Genomic DNA, 15,973 nt, shown 5'->3' with positions numbered 1-15,973 from the left:
ATCGAAGCTCCTGCCCCGCTGCTCCGGCGGCCCGGCAGGAGCTTCGACCATGCGAGGACATCTATGTGTAGCGGTGTCACCCACCCGGGGTATGAGCATCGACACACTGCGCCGTGGCATCCCGGCGGCCGCCTGTTCACCAATTGGCCCTAGACTCCGTCGTCGGCAATCGAACGGCCGTATTCAACATTTTCAGTGGAGGATTAGCGAGACGATGGCGATGACCAACGGCAAGACCCTGGTCACCATGATCGCGGCAGGAAACCGCGAGATCCAGGACTTCCTCGATGCAGACCAGCGAGAGACTCCCTACCTGGTCATTGATCTGAAGGTCGCCGAGCGGCAGTTCCGCCGCCTGACCGATGCCTTCCGCGAGACGCAGATCTTCTACGCGGTGAAGGCGAATCCCCAGCCGATGCTCATCCGGCGACTCGCCCGGCTCGGCTCCTCGTTCGACGTGGCGAGCCCCGCCGAGATCGATCTCTGTCTGTCCGAGGGCGCGGACGCCTCCCGCCTGTCGTACGGCAACACGATCAAGAAGGCGTCGGACATCAAGTACGCCTACCAGCGCGGCGTGCGCATGTTCGTCTTCGACAGCGAGGCCGAGCTGCACAAACTCGCCGAGAACGCTCCCGGCTCCGCCGTGTTCTGCCGCCTGCTGGCGGGCAGCGCCGGCGCCCAGTGGCCGCTGAGCCGCAAGTTCGGGTGCTCCCCGGACATGGCGGTGCGGCTGCTGGAGCAGGCCCGCGAACTCGGCCTGAAGCCGATCGGGGTGTCGTTCCACGTCGGCTCGCAGCAGCTGGACCCGACCCGCTGGGAGCCCAGCGTCAGCCAGGCCGCGCGGGTCTTCCGCGAGCTGGCCGACAAGGGCATCCACCTGACGCTGCTCAACTGCGGCGGCGGGTTCCCCACCGGGTATCAGGTCCCCGTCGCGCCGATCGAGGCGTACGCGGAGGCGATCAACTCGGCCGTCGAGCGCCACTTCGGCCCGTACCGGCCGAGCCTGGCGATCGAGCCGGGCCGCTTCGTCGCCGCCGAGACGGGAGTGCTGCGGGCACAGGTCGTGCTCGTGTCACAGAAGTCGTACGACGACGATCACCGATGGGTCTACCTGGACATCGGGCGATTCGGCGGGCTGGCCGAGACCGAGGGCGAGGCGATCCAGTACCGCCTGGTCACCGCGCGCGACGGGGAGCCGACCGGACCGGTCGTGCTGGCCGGGCCGACCTGCGACAGCGTCGACATCCTGTACGAGAAGGCGCCCTACCGGCTGCCCCTGGATCTCAAACCAGGCGATTACGTGGACATCCTGGGCACAGGTGCCTATACCACCACGTATTCTTCCGTTGGCTTCAACGGGTTCGCACCATTGGCAACATTCTGCATCGGAGAAAACGCGTGACGACCATTCCCAAGCTGGCCTTCCAGGGCCGGATCCTCCTGCTCGGCAGCGGCTCGGTGTCGCAGTGCCTGCAGCCCCTGCTGCTGCGCCACGTCGACATGGACTTCACGCGCCTGACGATCATGGACTTCGAGGACCTTGCCCACACCGCCGCCGAGGCGGTCGCGGCCGGCGCCACGTACCTCCGTGAGCGGATCACCCCGGAGAACATCGAGACCGAGCTGGCCAAGCACCTCGGCGACGGCGACCTCCTGATCAACCTGGCCTGGAACATCGACACCGGCGTCATCATCGACTGGTGCCAGCGCCACGGCGTCCTCTACGTCGACACCTCCGTCGAAGAGTGGGACCCCTACGCCGACCAGCTCAACGCCACGCCCCAGTCCCGCACCCTCTACGCCCGGCACATGAAGCTGCGCGAGCGGGCCAAGGGCTGGAAGAAGGACGGCCCCACCGCCGTCGTCGAGCACGGCGCCAACCCCGGCCTGGTCAGCCACTGGACCAAGATCGCGCTGCTGGACATCGCCACCGCGATGCTCAAGGAGCCCGAGCGCCTGCCCAAGCCGCTGGACGCCGACCGCAAGGCCAAGCTGGAGGAGGCCCTGAGCACCCGCGACTTCGCCGCCCTGGGCATGCTCACCGGCACCAAGGTCATCCACATCTCCGAGCGGGACACCCAGATCAGCGACAAGCCCAAGCAGGTGGGCGAGTTCGTGAACACCTGGTCCGTGGAGGGCTTCTACGAGGAGGGCATCGCCCCCGCCGAGATGGGCTGGGGCACGCACGAGCCGTCGCTGCCCGCGAACGCGTACACCCACGAGTCCGGCCCGCAGAACCAGATCTGCCTCGCCCAGACCGGCATCACCACCCAGGTCCGCTCCTGGGTGCCGATCGGCGGCCCGATCATCGGCATGGTCGTCCGCCACGGTGAGGCCTTCACCATCAGCGACCACCTGACCGTGTGGCAGGACGGCAAGGCGGTCTACCGCCCCACCGTGCACTACGCGTACATGCCCACCGACGCCGCGCTGAACTCGCTGCACGAGTGCCGGATGAACGGCTACGAGCTGCAGAAGAACCAGCGGATCATGAACGACGAGATCCTCAGCGGCATGGACGAGCTCGGCGTGCTGCTGCTCGGCCACGACCTCAACGGCTGGTGGGTCGGCTCGCAGCTGACCATCAACGAGTCCCGGGCCCTGGTCGCGCACCAGAACGCCACCACGCTGCAGGTCGCCGCGTCGGTGCTGGGCGCCGTCTACTGGATGGTCAACAACCCGAACCGGGGCCTGTGCGTCCCGGACGACCTCGACCCCGAGGCCGTGCTCGAGATCGCCAACCCGTACCTGGGCGCCGTCCCGTCGGTGCACACCGACTGGACCCCGCGCAGCTCGTACTACGAGCCGTTCGCCAACTTCCGCCCGGAGACCGGCGACGACTCCGAGCCCTGGGCCTTCGCCAACTTCCTGGTCTAAGGCACAAGGAAGGGCACCTTCTTATCGTTTTCCGTAGAAGAAGGTGCCCTTCTTAACGCGGCCCCGGTCACCGGCAACGGCGACCGGGGCCGTTCGCGATCAGGCGGGGATACGGACGAGCCGCTGCTCGGCGGCGGCGATCAGGCGCGTCATCAGCCACTCGGCGGCCTCCTGGTCGTCGCCGTTCGTGGCCAGCTGGGTCACGGTGCGGCCCCGGCCCAGATACGCGAAGCAGGTCACCAGCCCCGAGTTGCTGAAGCAGCCCGCGGCGCCCGCGACCGTGCCCGGCAGCACGATCGCGTGCCTGTCCAGCCGCCGGTAGGCCTCCCCCGCGTCGCTGTACGTGCGGCAGCCCTTCATCATGCTCGCCGCCTTTGCCACCACGTCCTTGGCGTGCTGCTTGAGCAGCACGTGCACCTCCTGCGCGACCAGCCCGCCGTTGATCACCCAGGCGCGCACGTGCGACTTCGACTTCGCCGCGTCCCCGGTCGACGACGCCGCCCGCTCGCCGCACGCGGTGACCACCCCGTACGGGTAGTTCGGCACGTGCACCGCGTCGAACGTGCGGTCGATGCCGACCTCGGCCAGGCTGCTGTCAGCCGCCAGCGCCTCGTCGGTGAGCAGGACCGCGTTCAGCGTCTGCTCCGGCGTGAGCGGCTTCGCGGGCGGAGCGGCCGACGCGGAGGCCGCGGGCGGCGCGGTGCTCGCCGACGGCGCGGGGGCCGTGACCGGCGGGGCGGCGGAGGGGCCGCAGCCGCCACCGAGCAGCACCGCCACGACGGCGAGGGGCAGAAGTCGTCTCACTGGCGGTCTCTTCTCCGGCGTGCTCCGAGGGGACGCCGCAGGATACCGCCGCCACCGGCACATCGACCTGCCCGGTCGCCGCCGGGGCGGGCCGCGGCCTGCGGCGGCGCAGCTGGAGCACCGCCACCGAGGCGAGCACCGCCACGCCGCCCGCCGCCTGCAGCGGGCTGAGCCGCTCGCCGTAGACCAGCGCCGTGCTGGCCACCGTCACGGCCGGCTCCGCGCAGGACAGGATGGCCGCGGTGGACGCGCCGACGTCGCGTACGCCGAAGAACATGCCCGCGATCGGGATCACCGTCGAGCACACCGCGATCGCCAGCACCCACCACCACCCCGACGCGTCGGCGGGGGCGTGCAGGCTGCCCGTGGCCGCGCCGAACACGGCCAGGCTCGCCGCGGCCGAGGTGCACACGATCGCCGTCACCACGAACAGGTCCAGGTCACGCGGCAGGCCGTCGGAGACGGTCAGGTAGAGCGCGTAGGCGACCGCCGCGCCCAGCGCCAGCAGCACGCCGCCGGTGGCGGCCGAGCCGCCGACCCCGCCCGCGCCGAGCATCAGCAGCAGCCCGAGCGCAGAGCAGGCCAGCGCGGCGACCCGGCGGCGGTCCGGGCGCTCGCGGCGCAGCGCGATGGCCAGCACGGTGACCAGGCCGGGGTACGCGTACAGCAGCAGCGCGGTCAGCGAGGCGTCGATCCGGGCGAGCGCCCCGAAGTAGAACCCGGCCTGCAGCGCGTACCCGACGGCGCCCAGCCCGACGCAGGCGGCCAGGGTTCGGCCGGTGGGCAGCTTCGGGCGGCGCCAGGCGACCACGGCCCACAGCAGCACCGAGGCGATCGTGAACCGGCCGGCCAGCATGGTGGGCACGTTGAACCCGGCCGCGTACGCCTGCTTGGCGAACACCGCCGACATGCCGAACCCGGCCGCGGAGACCAGGCACAGCAGGGTGCCGCGCCGCACGTTGCGGGGCACGCTCGGGGCCGCCGCGGGGGCGGCGGAGACGGTGGTGGTCATGACACGAAACGTTAGGCCGCGACCAGCCATCGAGGTAGCCTTGGATTCCAGCGGCTTCCACAGGAGAAACCTTTGATTTCGCTGCACCAGCTCCGCTGCTTCCTGGCCACCCTGGAGCACGGCTCGTTCACCGCCGCCGCTGGCGTGCTCGGCTACGCCCAGCCGTCGATCTCCGAGCAGGTGCGCCTGCTGGAGCAGGGCCTCGACACCACGCTGTTCCGGCGGGTGGGACGCGGCCTGGTGCCGACCGAGGCGGCCCGCGCGCTCGCCCCGCACGCCGCCGCCGCGCTGGCCGCCGTCGACGAGGCCGGGCGGGCCGTCGCCTCGGTGCGGGAGCTGCTCACCGGCACGGTGCGCTTCGGCATGTTCCGCACCGCCCGCTTCTACCTGACCGCCGACCTGGTCGCCGACGTGCTGCGCCGGCATCCGGGGGTACGCCTCGAACTGGTCGGCCAGAACTCCGCCGAGGTCCTGGAGCACCTGCGCAAGGGGCGGCTGGAGGCGGCGGTCATCGCGCTGCCCGTCGAGGACGAGAACATGGTGGTCACGCCGGTGCTGCGCGACGAGCTGGTGTACGTCAGCGCCGACCCGTCCCGGCTGCACGCCCGGGTCACCCCCACCGCGCTGGCCGCCGCGCAGCTGGTGCTGCCCGACGCGAGCTGGCGCGAGACCGACACCACCCGCCGCCAGCTCGCCCAGGCGGTGCAGCGCACGGGACACTCGCTGCGGCCCCGGATCGAGGTGGAGGACACCGAGACCGCGCTGGACATCGCCGCCCGCGGCCTGGCCGACACGGTCACCTGGCGCGGCGTGCTGCACGCGCTCGGCGACCGGCTCCCGGCCGGACTGGCCTGGGCCCCGCTGCGCCCGGCGATGTACGAGACGTTCGCCGTGGTGCACCGCCAGGGTGAGCTGTCCCCCGCCAGCCGGGTGGTGGTCGACCTGGTCATGGCCCGGATGCGCGGGCTGGACCGGGCCATGCGCGCCGAGCCGGCCTGACGCGGTGCATGGCATGGGCGTCCGATGACGACGGTGTCGGTTCCCCGCCGCCGGGCGGCGTCCGGGACGGCCGGTCGTTAGGCTCGGTGCCGATGACCTTCGGCAGATTGGTGCGTCCATGTCCGACCAGCAGTCCCGGCGGGCCGCCCGCCTCGCCGCGTACGACGCGCTGCGCGCACAGCGCCCGCAGCTGTTCGAGAACCCGCCCGGCGCGGCGTTCGAGATCGTGCTCGACCCGGTCCTGCAGGAGCAGGTGGCGGACGAGTCCGCCGTGAAGCTGGCCGGGCGCGGCCTGCCCGAGCAGAACGGCGACATCGGCGTCGTCTACGCCGATCAGTACCTGCTCCTGGTCCGGGACGCGGTGCGCTTCGCCGACGGCAGCCTCGGCACGTACATCCGCCAGATGTCGCCGCACCTCGGCACCGGCGCGGCCGTGCTGCCGCTGCTGCCGGACGGCCGCATCCTGCTGGTGAAGCACTTCCGCCACGCGACCCGCCGCTGGCACTGGGAGATCCCGCGCGGCTTCGCCGAGCCCGGGGCCGACGGCGCCACGACGGCCGCGCGCGAGGTCGAGGAGGAGGTCGGCGTGCCCGCCGACAAGGTGATCTTCCTGGGCGCGCTGGACTCCGACACCGGCGCCGAGGTCGGCGGCGACGAGATCTACCTCGCCCACCTGTCGGCCGTGCCCGCGGAGCGCCCGCCCGGCGCGACCGAGGAGGGCATCGACGAGTTCGCCATGGTCACGCCGGACGAGTTCACGCAGATGATCCGGGACGGGGTGCTCGGCGACGCGTTCACCCTCGCCGCATACGCCCAGGCCGTGGTGAAGGGCCTCTGGCCCGGCAAGGCGTAACCGGGAGCCTGTCGGCGGCCCTCGTTCCCTCGCGGAACGGGGGCCGCCCTCTTGCCGCGGCGGGTGACGGGGGGCACCCCCACTAACGGCGTCCTAGGTTGCTAGGTGGAGAGCGCGGGAGTTCGGCGCCCAGACTCTTCGGTAACGAAGCAGTGACACTTCACTGTCTAGCGTCACACTTCTATGTGTGGTAGGAATCTTTCCATCGCTGCGCAGCGGACGGCAATTAACTCCGACACCCCAGGAGACCCCCCATGTCCCGCTTCGTCCCCCGTGCCCTCACCGTGCTCGCGGGCGCGGTGACGGCGTTCGTGCTCGCCTTCGCCTCCCCCGCACACGCCGCCACCTACCTCACCCATGCCGAGGCCACCGCCCAGCTGCGCGCGGCCGGCATCACCTGGTCGTCCAGCGGCAACTGCAGTGACCGGAACAACCCGACCTGCACGTCGTTCACCAACGTCCGCCAGACCACGATCAGCGGCATCAAGACGCTCAAGACGGCCAGCGGCTGCGCCATCAACATCACCGCCGGCACCGAGACCGGCCACTCCTCCGGCACGTACAGCCACTGGAACGGCTACAAGCTCGACATCAGCAAGTACACCTGCATCGGCAACTACATCAAGAACAACTTCACCTACGTCGGCTACATCTCCGGCTGGGGTTACCAGTACCGTTCCGGCGCCGGCAACCTCTACACCGACGAGGGCAACCACTGGGACATCCTGTACTACAACTGCGGCGGCTGCTGACCCGCGGCCCGTCGTTCGTGATCGGAGCTCCCGCCGTGCTCGCGGCGGGAGCTCCGCGCGTCAGCGGGCGGCCGCCGCGGACGGGGCGTCGGGCAGCAGGAACATCTCCTTGTTCTCCGCGACGAAGAGCAGGTCGTGCGTGCCGGGCACGTAGCTGCCGCCCTCGACCGAGGCGTTGCCCGCGCGCGAGGCGAAGGTGCCGGTGTGCACCGGCCTGCCCTGCAGCGCCCGCTTCAGGTACGCGTCGCCGCGCAGCGCCGGATCGGCCGCGAACACCCAGTACCGCGCGTGGCCGGCGACGGTGAGCCGGGTGCGGTCGGTGGAGACGGTGCTGACCGAGATCTTGTTCACCGCCGCGTCGAACTCCGCCACCGGCTCCAGTTCCACGTCCGCGCCGCGCTCGGCCGGGAACACCGCCCGGTACACCGGCGAGTTCGCCGTCTTGGCGAACAGGTACAGCTCCCCGTCGAGCCAGAGCATCGCCTCGGCGTTGCGGGTGCGGCAGCCCTCCGCCGGGTCCGGGAAGGACACCGGCCACTTCGCGGTCACGAAGAACGGGTCGTCGGTGTCCGGCTCCGGCTCCAGCGTGCGGTAGAGGTACTGCTCGCTCACACAGTCGTTGGCGCCGATGTCGCCGATCCAGAGGTTGTCGTCGTCGTCCAGCACGACGTCCTCCCAGTCGCCGTTCGGCGCGGCGAAGACCTGCGCGAACGGGAAGTTCTCGCCGCGGCGCACCGGCAGCGCGTGCGCGTCGGCGCCGAGCTTGATGGTCCACAGCGCGGCGCGCGGCCGCTGCGCCGTCGCCCCGCCGCCGTCGCGCAGCCAGTAGAAGACGCCGGGGAACCGGCGGCTGGCCACCAGGCCCGACGCCTCGTTGGCGGGCAGATCGGCGGTATGGATGGCGACGGGCTTCCCGGCCGGGGCCGCGAACGGCGCCACCTGCTCGCCCGGCTGCCGGGCACCGAGCCCACCCGGCCCGGCGTCCACCGGCGCGCCCGGTTCGAGCCCGCCCTGCGCCGCCGGGGCTGGCCGCTCGTCCCGCCACGGCCGCGCGTTCGGCCACGGGTCGCTGCCGGTGTCGGGCGCCGACAGCGCGACGGCCGCGGTGACCAGCAGCGCGGCCAGGACGATGAGCACTCGCGTCATATCCTGCTAACGCGGCAGCCGTCGGGTGGCAACCCAACGCCCGCGGCGGGCGTCAGGTACACCATGATGATCTCCGGCGCCTGTCGCGGGGGCGCGGCGCTGATCTCGGTCGCCGCCCTCGCCGCCATACTCACTGCCGCCTGCACCGGACCGGCCGACCCCGTCCCGGCCGCGGCCCCGGCCACCACCGCGGCCAGTCCGTCCGCTCCCGCCCCGACCCCGTCGGCCGCGCCGAGCCCGGACCCGGAGCGGCGCATCGGCAAACCGACCAAGGCCTGCGCCCGCCCCGAGCCCGCGCCCGGCGAGAGCCTGACCCCGGACGGCTTCCTGGTCACGCCCATGGACCAGAAGATGCTGGACGCGATCGGCGACATCTCCCACGCCGGCGACCGCCAGTTCAAGAGCTCGTTCACCGGGGCCAAGCTGGTGCTGGAACAGGCCTTCGCCGTGGTCTACCGCAAGCCGTCCAAGGCGTTCGACGCCTACATCGAGAAGGTGTCGCGCGGCAAGTGCCTCTACATCCGCGACGCCCGCTTCACCAAGGCCGACCTGTGGGGCCACGCGATGAAGATCGAGAAGGAGCGCCCCTACTGGCAGGAGCGCGGCATCGGCGTGAACAGCTTCAGTATCGAGCTGGACGGCAGCGCCGTGATCGTCGGCGTGCTGCCCGAGGACCTTGCCCAGGCCCAGGTGGAGCTGCCGCAGCGGTACGGCGCGACCATCCCGCTCAAGATCGAGTCGCATCAGGCCAGGTGGCTCGGCGGGGCCACCGGACCGGCCGAAACGCCCGCTCCGTCCCCGTCCTGAGCGGGCGTGGGCACCGTCACCCGGCCCCGTGCGGGCCGGGTGACCTCCCGGGCGGCACACTTCTGGGGTGACCGACACCGCCGCTGACTTCGTCCGCTCGTACGCCGCGCTGGCCCCGCTGGGCTTCCTGCCCGAGATCAAGCTGCACCAGGCCGACGAGCCGATCGGGCTGTGGGAGCTGACCGAGGGCGAGTACCGCAGCGAGCAGCCGCCGCCGTTCTGGGCGTTCGCCTGGGCGGGCGGCCAGGCGCTGGCCCGTTACGTGCTGGACCACCCGGAGACGGTCGCCGGGCGGCGGGTGCTGGACCTCGCCTCGGGCTCGGGCCTGGTCGCGGTGGCCGCGGCGCGGTCCGGCGCGGCGTCGGTGCGGGCGGTGGACATCGACCCGTTCTCGGCGGCGGCGATCGGCCTGAACGCGGCCGCCAACGGCGCCGACGTGTCCGTGGACCGGGCCGACATCCTGGGCGGCGACGCGGACGGCGCCGAGGTGGTGCTGGCCGGGGACGTTTTCTACAGCCAGGTGATGGCCGACCGGATGACCGGTTTCCTGCGCCGCGCGGCCAAGGCCGGGGCGCGGGTGCTGGTCGGCGACCCGGACCGGGCGTTCCTGCCCCGGCCGCTGTTCCGCGAGCTGGCCGCGTACGACGTGCCGACGACGATGGCGCTGGAGAGCGTCACGGTCAAGCACACCCGGGTGTGGGAGCTGCGCGGCCCGGCGCAGGCCTGATCACTTCTCGGGTACGCCGAGACCCCGGCAGATCAGCAGCCAGACGCCCTCATACGCGCTCTTGATGTCGGGATCGCCCCACTCGGCCAGGTAGGCCGGGTTGTGGAACCGGGCGGTCGCGTCGAACACGGCCCGGCCCATTCGGAACGGGTCGGCGACGGCGAACTCGCCCCGGCCCACCCCGTCGGCGATGATCTCGCCCAGCTGGGCGGAGAGCGCGTTGACGTGTGCCGCGACCACCTCGTCGGAGTCGAGCGCGAGCTGGTAGTACGTCGCGAACAGCTCGGGCTCGTCGCGCGCCATGCGCTGCTTGGAGTCGGACAGCCCGTCCAGCCAGCGGCGCAGCCGCTCGTCGGCGGGGCCGCGCTCGGCCGCGATCGCGCCGAGCGGCTCGGACAGCCGGGCCAGCCAGCGCTCGACGACCGCATTGCGCAGCGCGGCCTTGCTGGGGAAATGCCGGTAGACGCTGCCGTGGCTGACGTTCAGCGCGCGTGCGACATCGACGACGTTGGCCTTCGCCGGTCCGTAGCGGCGGAGGGCCTCCTCCGCCGCTTCCAGGATCCGGTCCGGGGTGAGAGGAGCATCTGCCATGTTGAGGCAGACCCTACCTCTCGCTGTCGAGCGCCTGCATGGAGTGCGGGTCATAACGGTCGCCGGACGCGGCGCCGGCGGGCACCGCGGCCTCGATCCGGGCCAGGTCGGCCTCGCTCAGCACGACGTCCAGCGCGCCCAGCGACTCGGCCAGCCGGGCCCGGGTGCGCGCGCCGACCAGCGGCACGATGTCCGCGCCGCGCGACAGCGCCCAGGCCACCGCGACCTGCGCCACGCTCGCGCCCCGGTCCTCGCCGAGCTGCCGCAGCGCCTCGACCAGTGCCAGGTTGCGGTCCAGGTTGCCGCCGGTGAACCGGGGCAGGTGGGCGCGGAAGTCCCCGGCCCCGGCGGCGCGCTCGCGCGACCAGTGCCCGGACAGCAGGCCGCGGGACAGCACGCCGTACGCGGTGACGCCGATGCCCAGCTCGCGGGCGGCGGGCAGGATCTCGTCCTCGATGCCCCGGGAGAGCAGCGAGTACTCGATCTGCAGGTCGGCGATCGGGTGCACGGCGGCGGCCCGGCGCAGCGTGTCCGCGCCGACCTCGGACAGGCCGATGTGCCGCACGTAGCCGGCCTTGACCAGGTCGGCCAGCGCGCCGACGGTCTCCTCGATGGGCACGTTCGGGTCGAGCCGGGCCGGGCGGTAGATGTCGACGTGGTCGGTGCCCAGCCGGTTCAGGGTGTACGCGAGGAAGTTCTTGATGGCGACGGGGCGGGTGTCGACGCCGTTCCAGCCGCCGGCCGCGTCGCGCAGCGCGCCGAACTTGACGCTGATCACGGCGTTCTCGCGGGCGCGGCCCTTGAGCGCGTTGCGCAGCAGCAGCTCGTTGCGGCCCATGCCGTAGAAGTCGCCGGTGTCGAGCAGGGTCACTCCGGCGTCGAGCGCCTCATGCACGGTGGCGATGCTCTCCGCCTCGTCGGCGGGGCCGTACAGGTCCGACATGCCCATCAGGCCGAGCCCCAGCGCGGCGACGCGCGGGCCGGTGGCGCCCAGGGTGCGGGCGGGGAGCTGCGGGTACGTGGTTCGTTCGGTCATGCCGTTCAGCGTGGCATGACAGATGACAGATTCCAAGTTTTGTCAGTTGCTAGGTGGCCTGGGTCACGAGCCGCGCCCGGGGCGCTCCCGGCGGGCGCGCCGCCCGGCCCGTGGCACTCCGGAGCGGGGGCCGTGCCGGTCGTGCACGTCGCGCCGGTACGCCCAGGCCTCGTGCCAGACGTGGTGGTAGACGCCGTGGGTGAAGTACCGGCCCGCGCCGGTGATCGGATAACCGGCGTGGTCGTGCACGAGCCACCACACCGGCAGCACGCTGAACAGCACGTAGTTCACGGCGATCAGCGGCAGGTAGAGCGGCCCGAACAGGCGGGCCTGGCGCACGTGCACGTCCTCGTGCCGCTCGCAGCGCGCGTTCGCGCCCGCGACGACGTTGCCCACCGTGGTCGCGTACCCCCGGACGGCCTGCTCGAAGATGTTGATCCGGCCGCGATGCCGGCAGGCGAGCGGGTCGAGCCGGTGCCCCCGGGCCAGGTTGGCGGCGAGGAACGCCGCCCCCGCGATCGTGTTGACCAGGCTCCAGCTGTGGTCGACCGCGAACAGCCCCACCCCGCGCGGCGTCGCCGGATACGCCCTGACCCGCACGACCGCCCACCCGTACGGCACCGCCACGAGCACCGCCAGCGCTCCCCCGGCGACCGCCCCGACCGGCCCCAGCAACCACCCCGCCGCGGCGCTCACCGCCCCGACCTGGATCCCCGCCGAGCCCACCCCGGCCCAGTACACCCCTATCCCCGCACCCTAACCAGCCCCCGCCACCCACCGCGCTGCCTTGATCGCCCGGGTTGCCAGGCACTTGGGCGTATCTTGGCCGCGCTCACGCCCAAGTGCCTGGCATACCGGGCGGGCGTCACGCGGACCCGCCCGCCCCGCGCGAGCGGCCCGGGCAACGAGAGTTAGGAAGGGCACCTTCTACATCGGAAAACGATAAGAAGGTGCCCTTCCTTTCAGGAGAGGGTGTCGAGGAAGGCTCGGGCGATGACGGCGTGGCCGGCCAGGTTCGGGTGGATGCGGTCGTCGGCCCAGTCGGCGGGGGTGGTCGAGGCGAGGACGCGGTCGAAGGCGGCCTGGACCGGGACGTGGCGGGCGCCGAAGTCGGCGGCCAGGGTCTTGACGACGGCGGCGTACTCGGCCGTCATGGCGTACTGCGGGTCGTCGTGATCGGACTCGATCAGGTACGGGTCGGCGAGGATGAGGCGGCAGCCGGTGCGCTCGACCGTGTCGGCGAGCAGGGCGCGCAGGGTGGTCTGGTACTCCTCGATCGGGACCGCGTCGGCGGGGCGGTCCTGGAAGAAGCGCCACACGTCGTTGATGCCGATCTTCACGCTGAGCCAGTCGGGGCGCTGCTCGATCACGTCGCGCTCCCAGCGGGCGGCCAGGTCGCGCACGGTGTCGCCGCTGACGCCGCGGTTGACCCAGGTCAGGCCCAGCTCCGGGTGCGCGGCGGTGACGAACGCCTGCACCAGGCTCATGTACCCGTTGCCGTACGGCGCGGCGTGGTCGCGGCGGCCGCAGTCGGTGATGCTGTCGCCGATGAAGACGACGCGCTGCCCCTTTTCGAAGATCACCGCGCCATGCTACGGGCCGGGCCGCCGTGCCGCGACCGTTCGCTCACGCCTTGGGCGAGTACAGCCACGGGTCGGTGAGGTCGTAGTAGGCCACCAGGGACGTGTACTCCTGCATGCGGTCCATCGCGCCCTGCAGCTCCGGCGGCAGGCGCCGCTGCTCGCCCTCCCGGGCCGCCTCCAGGCCGGTGAAGTAGACCGCCTCGGTGTACGTGCCGTCGTGGTGCAGCGTCACCGTGCCGCCGATGATCTCGTGCCGGAAGACGCGCAGGTTGGTGGAGAGCCGCTCGATGGTGTCCAGCAGCCGGCCCGGATCGGTGGTGCTGCCATGGATCACCTGCACGAACCCGGCGTCGTCCGAACCCGCGCCGAGGTAGGTGGTCACCTGCTTGGCGTCGGCGAAGACCGGGTCGACGATCAGGCGCGAGGTCTCCTGCCACCAGGCGTCCTGCTCGGGACGTTCGCTGTTGCGCCGGGCGTCCTCGGGTGACGCGAACCGGGCCAGCATCACCACGCGGCCGTCGGCCGTGACGCCGCCGGTGCTGCCCAGCCAGCCCTCCGCGCCCGGCGACAGGTCGCGCACCCAGGTGTCGAAGGCCTCGTGCAGTGCGGCGGGATCGGCCGTGCGGCCGCGGATCACCTGTACGAACATGACATTCCCCCTTCACCCGACGGTACGTCCGGGGGCCGGGCCGGGGTCGGCGAAGCCGGAAGTCGGCCCGTTCCGGCGCGGCCGGGCGCCGCGTATCGTGCGGCGGGTGGCCGACGAGGTGAGTGAGCAGATCGTGGTGGCGGCGCCGCCCGCCGACGTGTACCGGGCCGTCGCCGACGTACGCCGTATGGCGAGCTGGAGCCCCGAGTGCTTCGCGGTGTGGGTCTGGCGGCGGGAGCGGGGCCAGCCGACCCGCTTCGTGGGCTGGAACCGGCTCGGGCCGTTCGTCTGGTTCACCACCTGCCGGGTGCGCACCGCGGAGCCGGGGGCGGAGTTCGTGTTCGACGTGACCACGTTCGGGCTGCCCGTGGCGCGCTGGGGCTACCGGTTCACGCCCGTCGAGGCGGGCACGCTGGTCACCGAGCACTGGACCGACCGGCGGGGACGCGGCGCGCTGCTGCTCGGGCGCATGTTCACCGGGCGCTCGGCGAACCGGCGGCCGGAGGTCAACCGGGCGGGTATGCGGCAGACCCTGGCCCGCCTCAAGCGCGAGCTGGAGGCCTGAGCGGGGTCAGACCGTGTCGTACGCGGTGGCGTGAGTGGGCTGGTAGACGCCCAGCGTCGCGCCGCCGGGCAGGCGCACCACCGCCTCGGTACCCCAGTCGCGCTTGGCCGGGGCGACGATGACCTCCAGGCCGCGCTCGCCCCACTGGGCCACCGTGGACTCCACGTCGTCCACGGTCAGGTACAGCTCGCAGCGGGTGTGCGCCTCGGCCGGGTGGAACGCGATCTCGGCGGGCGGCGCTTTGAAGATCAGCCAGCCCTCGCCCGTGTCCACGTGCGGGAAGCCGAGCACGTCGCGGAAGAAGGCCCGGTCGGCGTCGGCGTTCGTGCTGTAGATCAGCGCGTGCATACCTTTGATCATTTCTTGATGGTATGCCGCTTCTGTCGGGTTCGTACGGTGCTCACTCGAACAGCGAGTGCGACGCGCCGTGCTCCGCGCGGCGGCGCTCCCGGCGGCGCCGGACTATCACCACCAGGTCGATGACGGTCACCACGATGAGCAGCACGCTCAGCCAGCCCAGCCAGGTGAGTCCGAAGGCGAACGAGATCACCGCCAGCACCCCGGCGAACACCAGGCCGAACCCCGCCAGCGCCAGCCGCAGGTTGAGCGCGCTGTACGGGTGGTCGTGGGTGCCGTCCGGCTTCACGCGTGTCATGGTCGCCTCTCCTCCATACTAAGACCGGGAGGTGGCGGCGTGTCCGACATCAAGATCGCAGTCACCGGCGCCACCGGCCGGCTCGGCTCGCGGGTCGCGCGGCGGCTCGCCGAGGCGGGCCTGCCCCAGCGCCTGCTCGTACGCGACCTGTCCCGCGCGCCGGAGCTACCCGGGGCCGAGACGGCCCGCGCCGAGTACGCCGACCGGGACGCCGTGCGCGCCGCGCTAGGCGGCATCGAGACCGTGCTCATGGTCTCCGCCGCGGAGACCGAGCAGCGGGTGGCCGAGCACCGTGCGTTCGTCGAGGCAGCCGTGGCCGCCGGGGTGCGCCGGGTGGTGTACACGTCGTTCTACGGCGCCGCCCCGGACGCCGTGTTCACGCTCGCCCGCGACCACTGGGCCACCGAGCAGCTCCTGCGGCAGAGCCCGCTGGGCTGGACGTTCCTGCGCGACAACCTGTACCTGGACGTGCTGCCGCAGTTCGTGGGCCGCGACGGGGTGCTGCGCGGCCCGGCCGCCGAGGGCCGGGTGGCCGGGATCGCCCTCGACGACGTCGCCGACGTCGCGGTCGCCGTGCTGCGCGACCCCGGACCCCACGACGGGCAGACCTACGAGCTGACCGGCCCGCAGTCGCTGACGCTGGGCCAGGTCGCCGAGATCATCACGTTCGTCACCGGCCGCCCGGTCACCTACCACGCCGAGACCGAGCCGGAGGCGTACGCCTCCCGTGCCTCGTACGGCGCCCCCGACTGGCAGGTCGAGGCCTGGGTGAGCACCTACCGGGCGATCGCCGAGGGCGAGCTGGCCCGGATCACCGACACCGTCGAGCGGCTCACCGGCGTCGCCCCGCTCACCCTCGACGACCTGCTCCGCCTCGGCTGAGGCCGCGCGCACCGGACAGGACCCACGGGCTGAAC

At 72.2% G+C, this 15,973-nt stretch carries 19 protein-coding genes; 9 read left to right on the top strand and 10 right to left on the bottom strand.

What is annotated here, in order from left to right:
* Positions 1–214: 214 nt before the first annotated feature.
* Together CS0771_RS17590 and CS0771_RS17585 are read left to right on the top strand one after the other, a co-directional pair.
* Positions 215–1,402: a type III PLP-dependent enzyme gene (locus tag CS0771_RS17590; RefSeq protein WP_244870855.1), complete on the top strand. Its 1,188-nt coding sequence runs from the start codon at positions 215–217 to the stop codon at positions 1,400–1,402.
* The gene (locus CS0771_RS17585) at positions 1,399–2,877 is read left to right on the top strand and encodes a saccharopine dehydrogenase NADP-binding domain-containing protein (RefSeq protein WP_212841998.1); all 1,479 of its coding nucleotides are present in this window, start codon (positions 1,399–1,401) and stop codon (positions 2,875–2,877) included. The genes CS0771_RS17590 and CS0771_RS17585 overlap by 4 nt, the downstream gene beginning before the upstream one ends.
* Positions 2,878–2,976: 99 nt before the next feature.
* Here the strand turns inward: CS0771_RS17585 and CS0771_RS17580 are convergent, their stop codons facing one another.
* Together CS0771_RS17580 and CS0771_RS17575 are read right to left on the bottom strand one after the other, a co-directional pair.
* Positions 2,977–3,429 (bottom strand): hypothetical protein, encoded by a 453-nt coding sequence (locus tag CS0771_RS17580; RefSeq protein WP_212841997.1) that lies wholly within the window; start codon positions 3,427–3,429, stop codon positions 2,977–2,979.
* A 43-nt stretch (positions 3,430–3,472) separates the two neighbouring features.
* Positions 3,473–4,693, bottom strand: a complete 1,221-nt coding sequence (locus CS0771_RS17575) for a DMT family transporter (protein WP_212841996.1) — start codon at positions 4,691–4,693, stop codon at positions 3,473–3,475.
* 72 nt (positions 4,694–4,765) lie between these two features.
* On the opposite strand from CS0771_RS17575, the gene CS0771_RS17570 reads away from it, so the two are divergent.
* The 3 genes from CS0771_RS17570 to CS0771_RS17560 all read left to right on the top strand — a co-directional run bounded on the left by CS0771_RS17570 (position 4,766) and on the right by CS0771_RS17560 (position 7,297).
* Positions 4,766–5,692 (top strand): LysR family transcriptional regulator, encoded by a 927-nt coding sequence (locus tag CS0771_RS17570; RefSeq protein WP_212841995.1) that lies wholly within the window; start codon positions 4,766–4,768, stop codon positions 5,690–5,692.
* Between the two features lie 118 nt (positions 5,693–5,810).
* A complete protein-coding gene (locus CS0771_RS17565) occupies positions 5,811–6,545 on the top strand; it encodes an NUDIX hydrolase (RefSeq protein ID WP_212841994.1) in 735 nt (244 codons plus the stop codon).
* A 254-nt stretch (positions 6,546–6,799) separates the two neighbouring features.
* Entirely contained in the window at positions 6,800–7,297 is a 498-nt protein-coding gene (locus CS0771_RS17560) for a hypothetical protein (protein WP_212841993.1), read from the top strand.
* A 60-nt stretch (positions 7,298–7,357) separates the two neighbouring features.
* On the opposite strand, the gene CS0771_RS17555 is transcribed toward CS0771_RS17560, so the two are convergent.
* Positions 7,358–8,443 carry a hypothetical protein gene (locus CS0771_RS17555; RefSeq protein ID WP_212841992.1) on the bottom strand — a complete coding sequence of 362 codons (1,086 nt, stop codon included), beginning with the start codon at positions 8,441–8,443 and terminating at the stop codon, positions 7,358–7,360.
* A 63-nt stretch (positions 8,444–8,506) separates the two neighbouring features.
* Between CS0771_RS17555 and CS0771_RS17550 the strand changes: the two genes are divergently transcribed.
* Entirely contained in the window at positions 8,507–9,250 is a 744-nt protein-coding gene (locus CS0771_RS17550) for a hypothetical protein (RefSeq protein WP_212841991.1), read from the top strand.
* 67 nt (positions 9,251–9,317) lie between these two features.
* Entirely contained in the window at positions 9,318–9,977 is a 660-nt protein-coding gene (locus CS0771_RS17545; protein WP_212841990.1) for a methyltransferase, read from the top strand.
* Here the strand turns inward: CS0771_RS17545 and CS0771_RS17540 are convergent, their stop codons facing one another.
* The 5 genes from CS0771_RS17540 to CS0771_RS17520 form a co-directional block, all read right to left on the bottom strand.
* On the bottom strand, positions 9,978–10,568 hold the full coding sequence (locus CS0771_RS17540; RefSeq protein WP_212841989.1) for a TetR family transcriptional regulator: 591 nt from the start codon (positions 10,566–10,568) through the stop codon (positions 9,978–9,980). It abuts the gene before it with no gap.
* Positions 10,569–10,581: 13 nt separating this feature from the next.
* Positions 10,582–11,604 (bottom strand): aldo/keto reductase, encoded by a 1,023-nt coding sequence (locus CS0771_RS17535; protein WP_212841988.1) that lies wholly within the window; start codon positions 11,602–11,604, stop codon positions 10,582–10,584.
* 63 nt (positions 11,605–11,667) lie between these two features.
* A complete protein-coding gene (locus CS0771_RS17530) occupies positions 11,668–12,345 on the bottom strand; it encodes a glycine zipper family protein (RefSeq protein ID WP_212841987.1) in 678 nt (225 codons plus the stop codon).
* 221 nt (positions 12,346–12,566) lie between these two features.
* Positions 12,567–13,187, bottom strand: a complete 621-nt coding sequence (locus CS0771_RS17525; RefSeq protein WP_212841986.1) for an SGNH/GDSL hydrolase family protein — start codon at positions 13,185–13,187, stop codon at positions 12,567–12,569.
* Between the two features lie 43 nt (positions 13,188–13,230).
* Entirely contained in the window at positions 13,231–13,836 is a 606-nt protein-coding gene (locus CS0771_RS17520) for a hypothetical protein (RefSeq protein WP_212841985.1), read from the bottom strand.
* Positions 13,837–13,942: 106 nt separating this feature from the next.
* Here CS0771_RS17520 and CS0771_RS17515 point away from each other — a divergent pair, with 106 nt between their 5' ends.
* The gene (locus CS0771_RS17515; protein ID WP_212841984.1) at positions 13,943–14,401 is read left to right on the top strand and encodes an SRPBCC family protein; all 459 of its coding nucleotides are present in this window, start codon (positions 13,943–13,945) and stop codon (positions 14,399–14,401) included.
* A gap of 6 nt (positions 14,402–14,407) precedes the next feature.
* Here CS0771_RS17515 and CS0771_RS17510 read toward each other — a convergent pair whose 3' ends face one another.
* Both CS0771_RS17510 and CS0771_RS17505 read right to left on the bottom strand, forming a co-directional pair.
* Positions 14,408–14,761 carry a VOC family protein gene (locus CS0771_RS17510; protein WP_203753708.1) on the bottom strand — a complete coding sequence of 118 codons (354 nt, stop codon included), beginning with the start codon at positions 14,759–14,761 and terminating at the stop codon, positions 14,408–14,410.
* A gap of 40 nt (positions 14,762–14,801) precedes the next feature.
* Complete coding sequence (locus CS0771_RS17505) at positions 14,802–15,056, bottom strand: DUF6343 family protein (RefSeq protein ID WP_203753706.1); 255 nt, start codon at positions 15,054–15,056, stop codon at positions 14,802–14,804.
* Positions 15,057–15,095: 39 nt separating this feature from the next.
* Between CS0771_RS17505 and CS0771_RS17500 the strand changes: the two genes are divergently transcribed.
* On the top strand, positions 15,096–15,938 hold the full coding sequence (locus tag CS0771_RS17500) for an SDR family oxidoreductase (RefSeq protein ID WP_212841983.1): 843 nt from the start codon (positions 15,096–15,098) through the stop codon (positions 15,936–15,938).
* Positions 15,939–15,973: the final 35 nt, after the last annotated feature.

Origin of the sequence: Catellatospora sp. IY07-71 (genome assembly GCF_018326265.1) — a bacterium.
GTDB lineage: Bacteria > Actinomycetota > Actinomycetes > Mycobacteriales > Micromonosporaceae > Catellatospora.
Note: the sequence above shows the minus strand (reverse complement) of the source record. Positions and strands in the feature narration are given on the sequence as shown.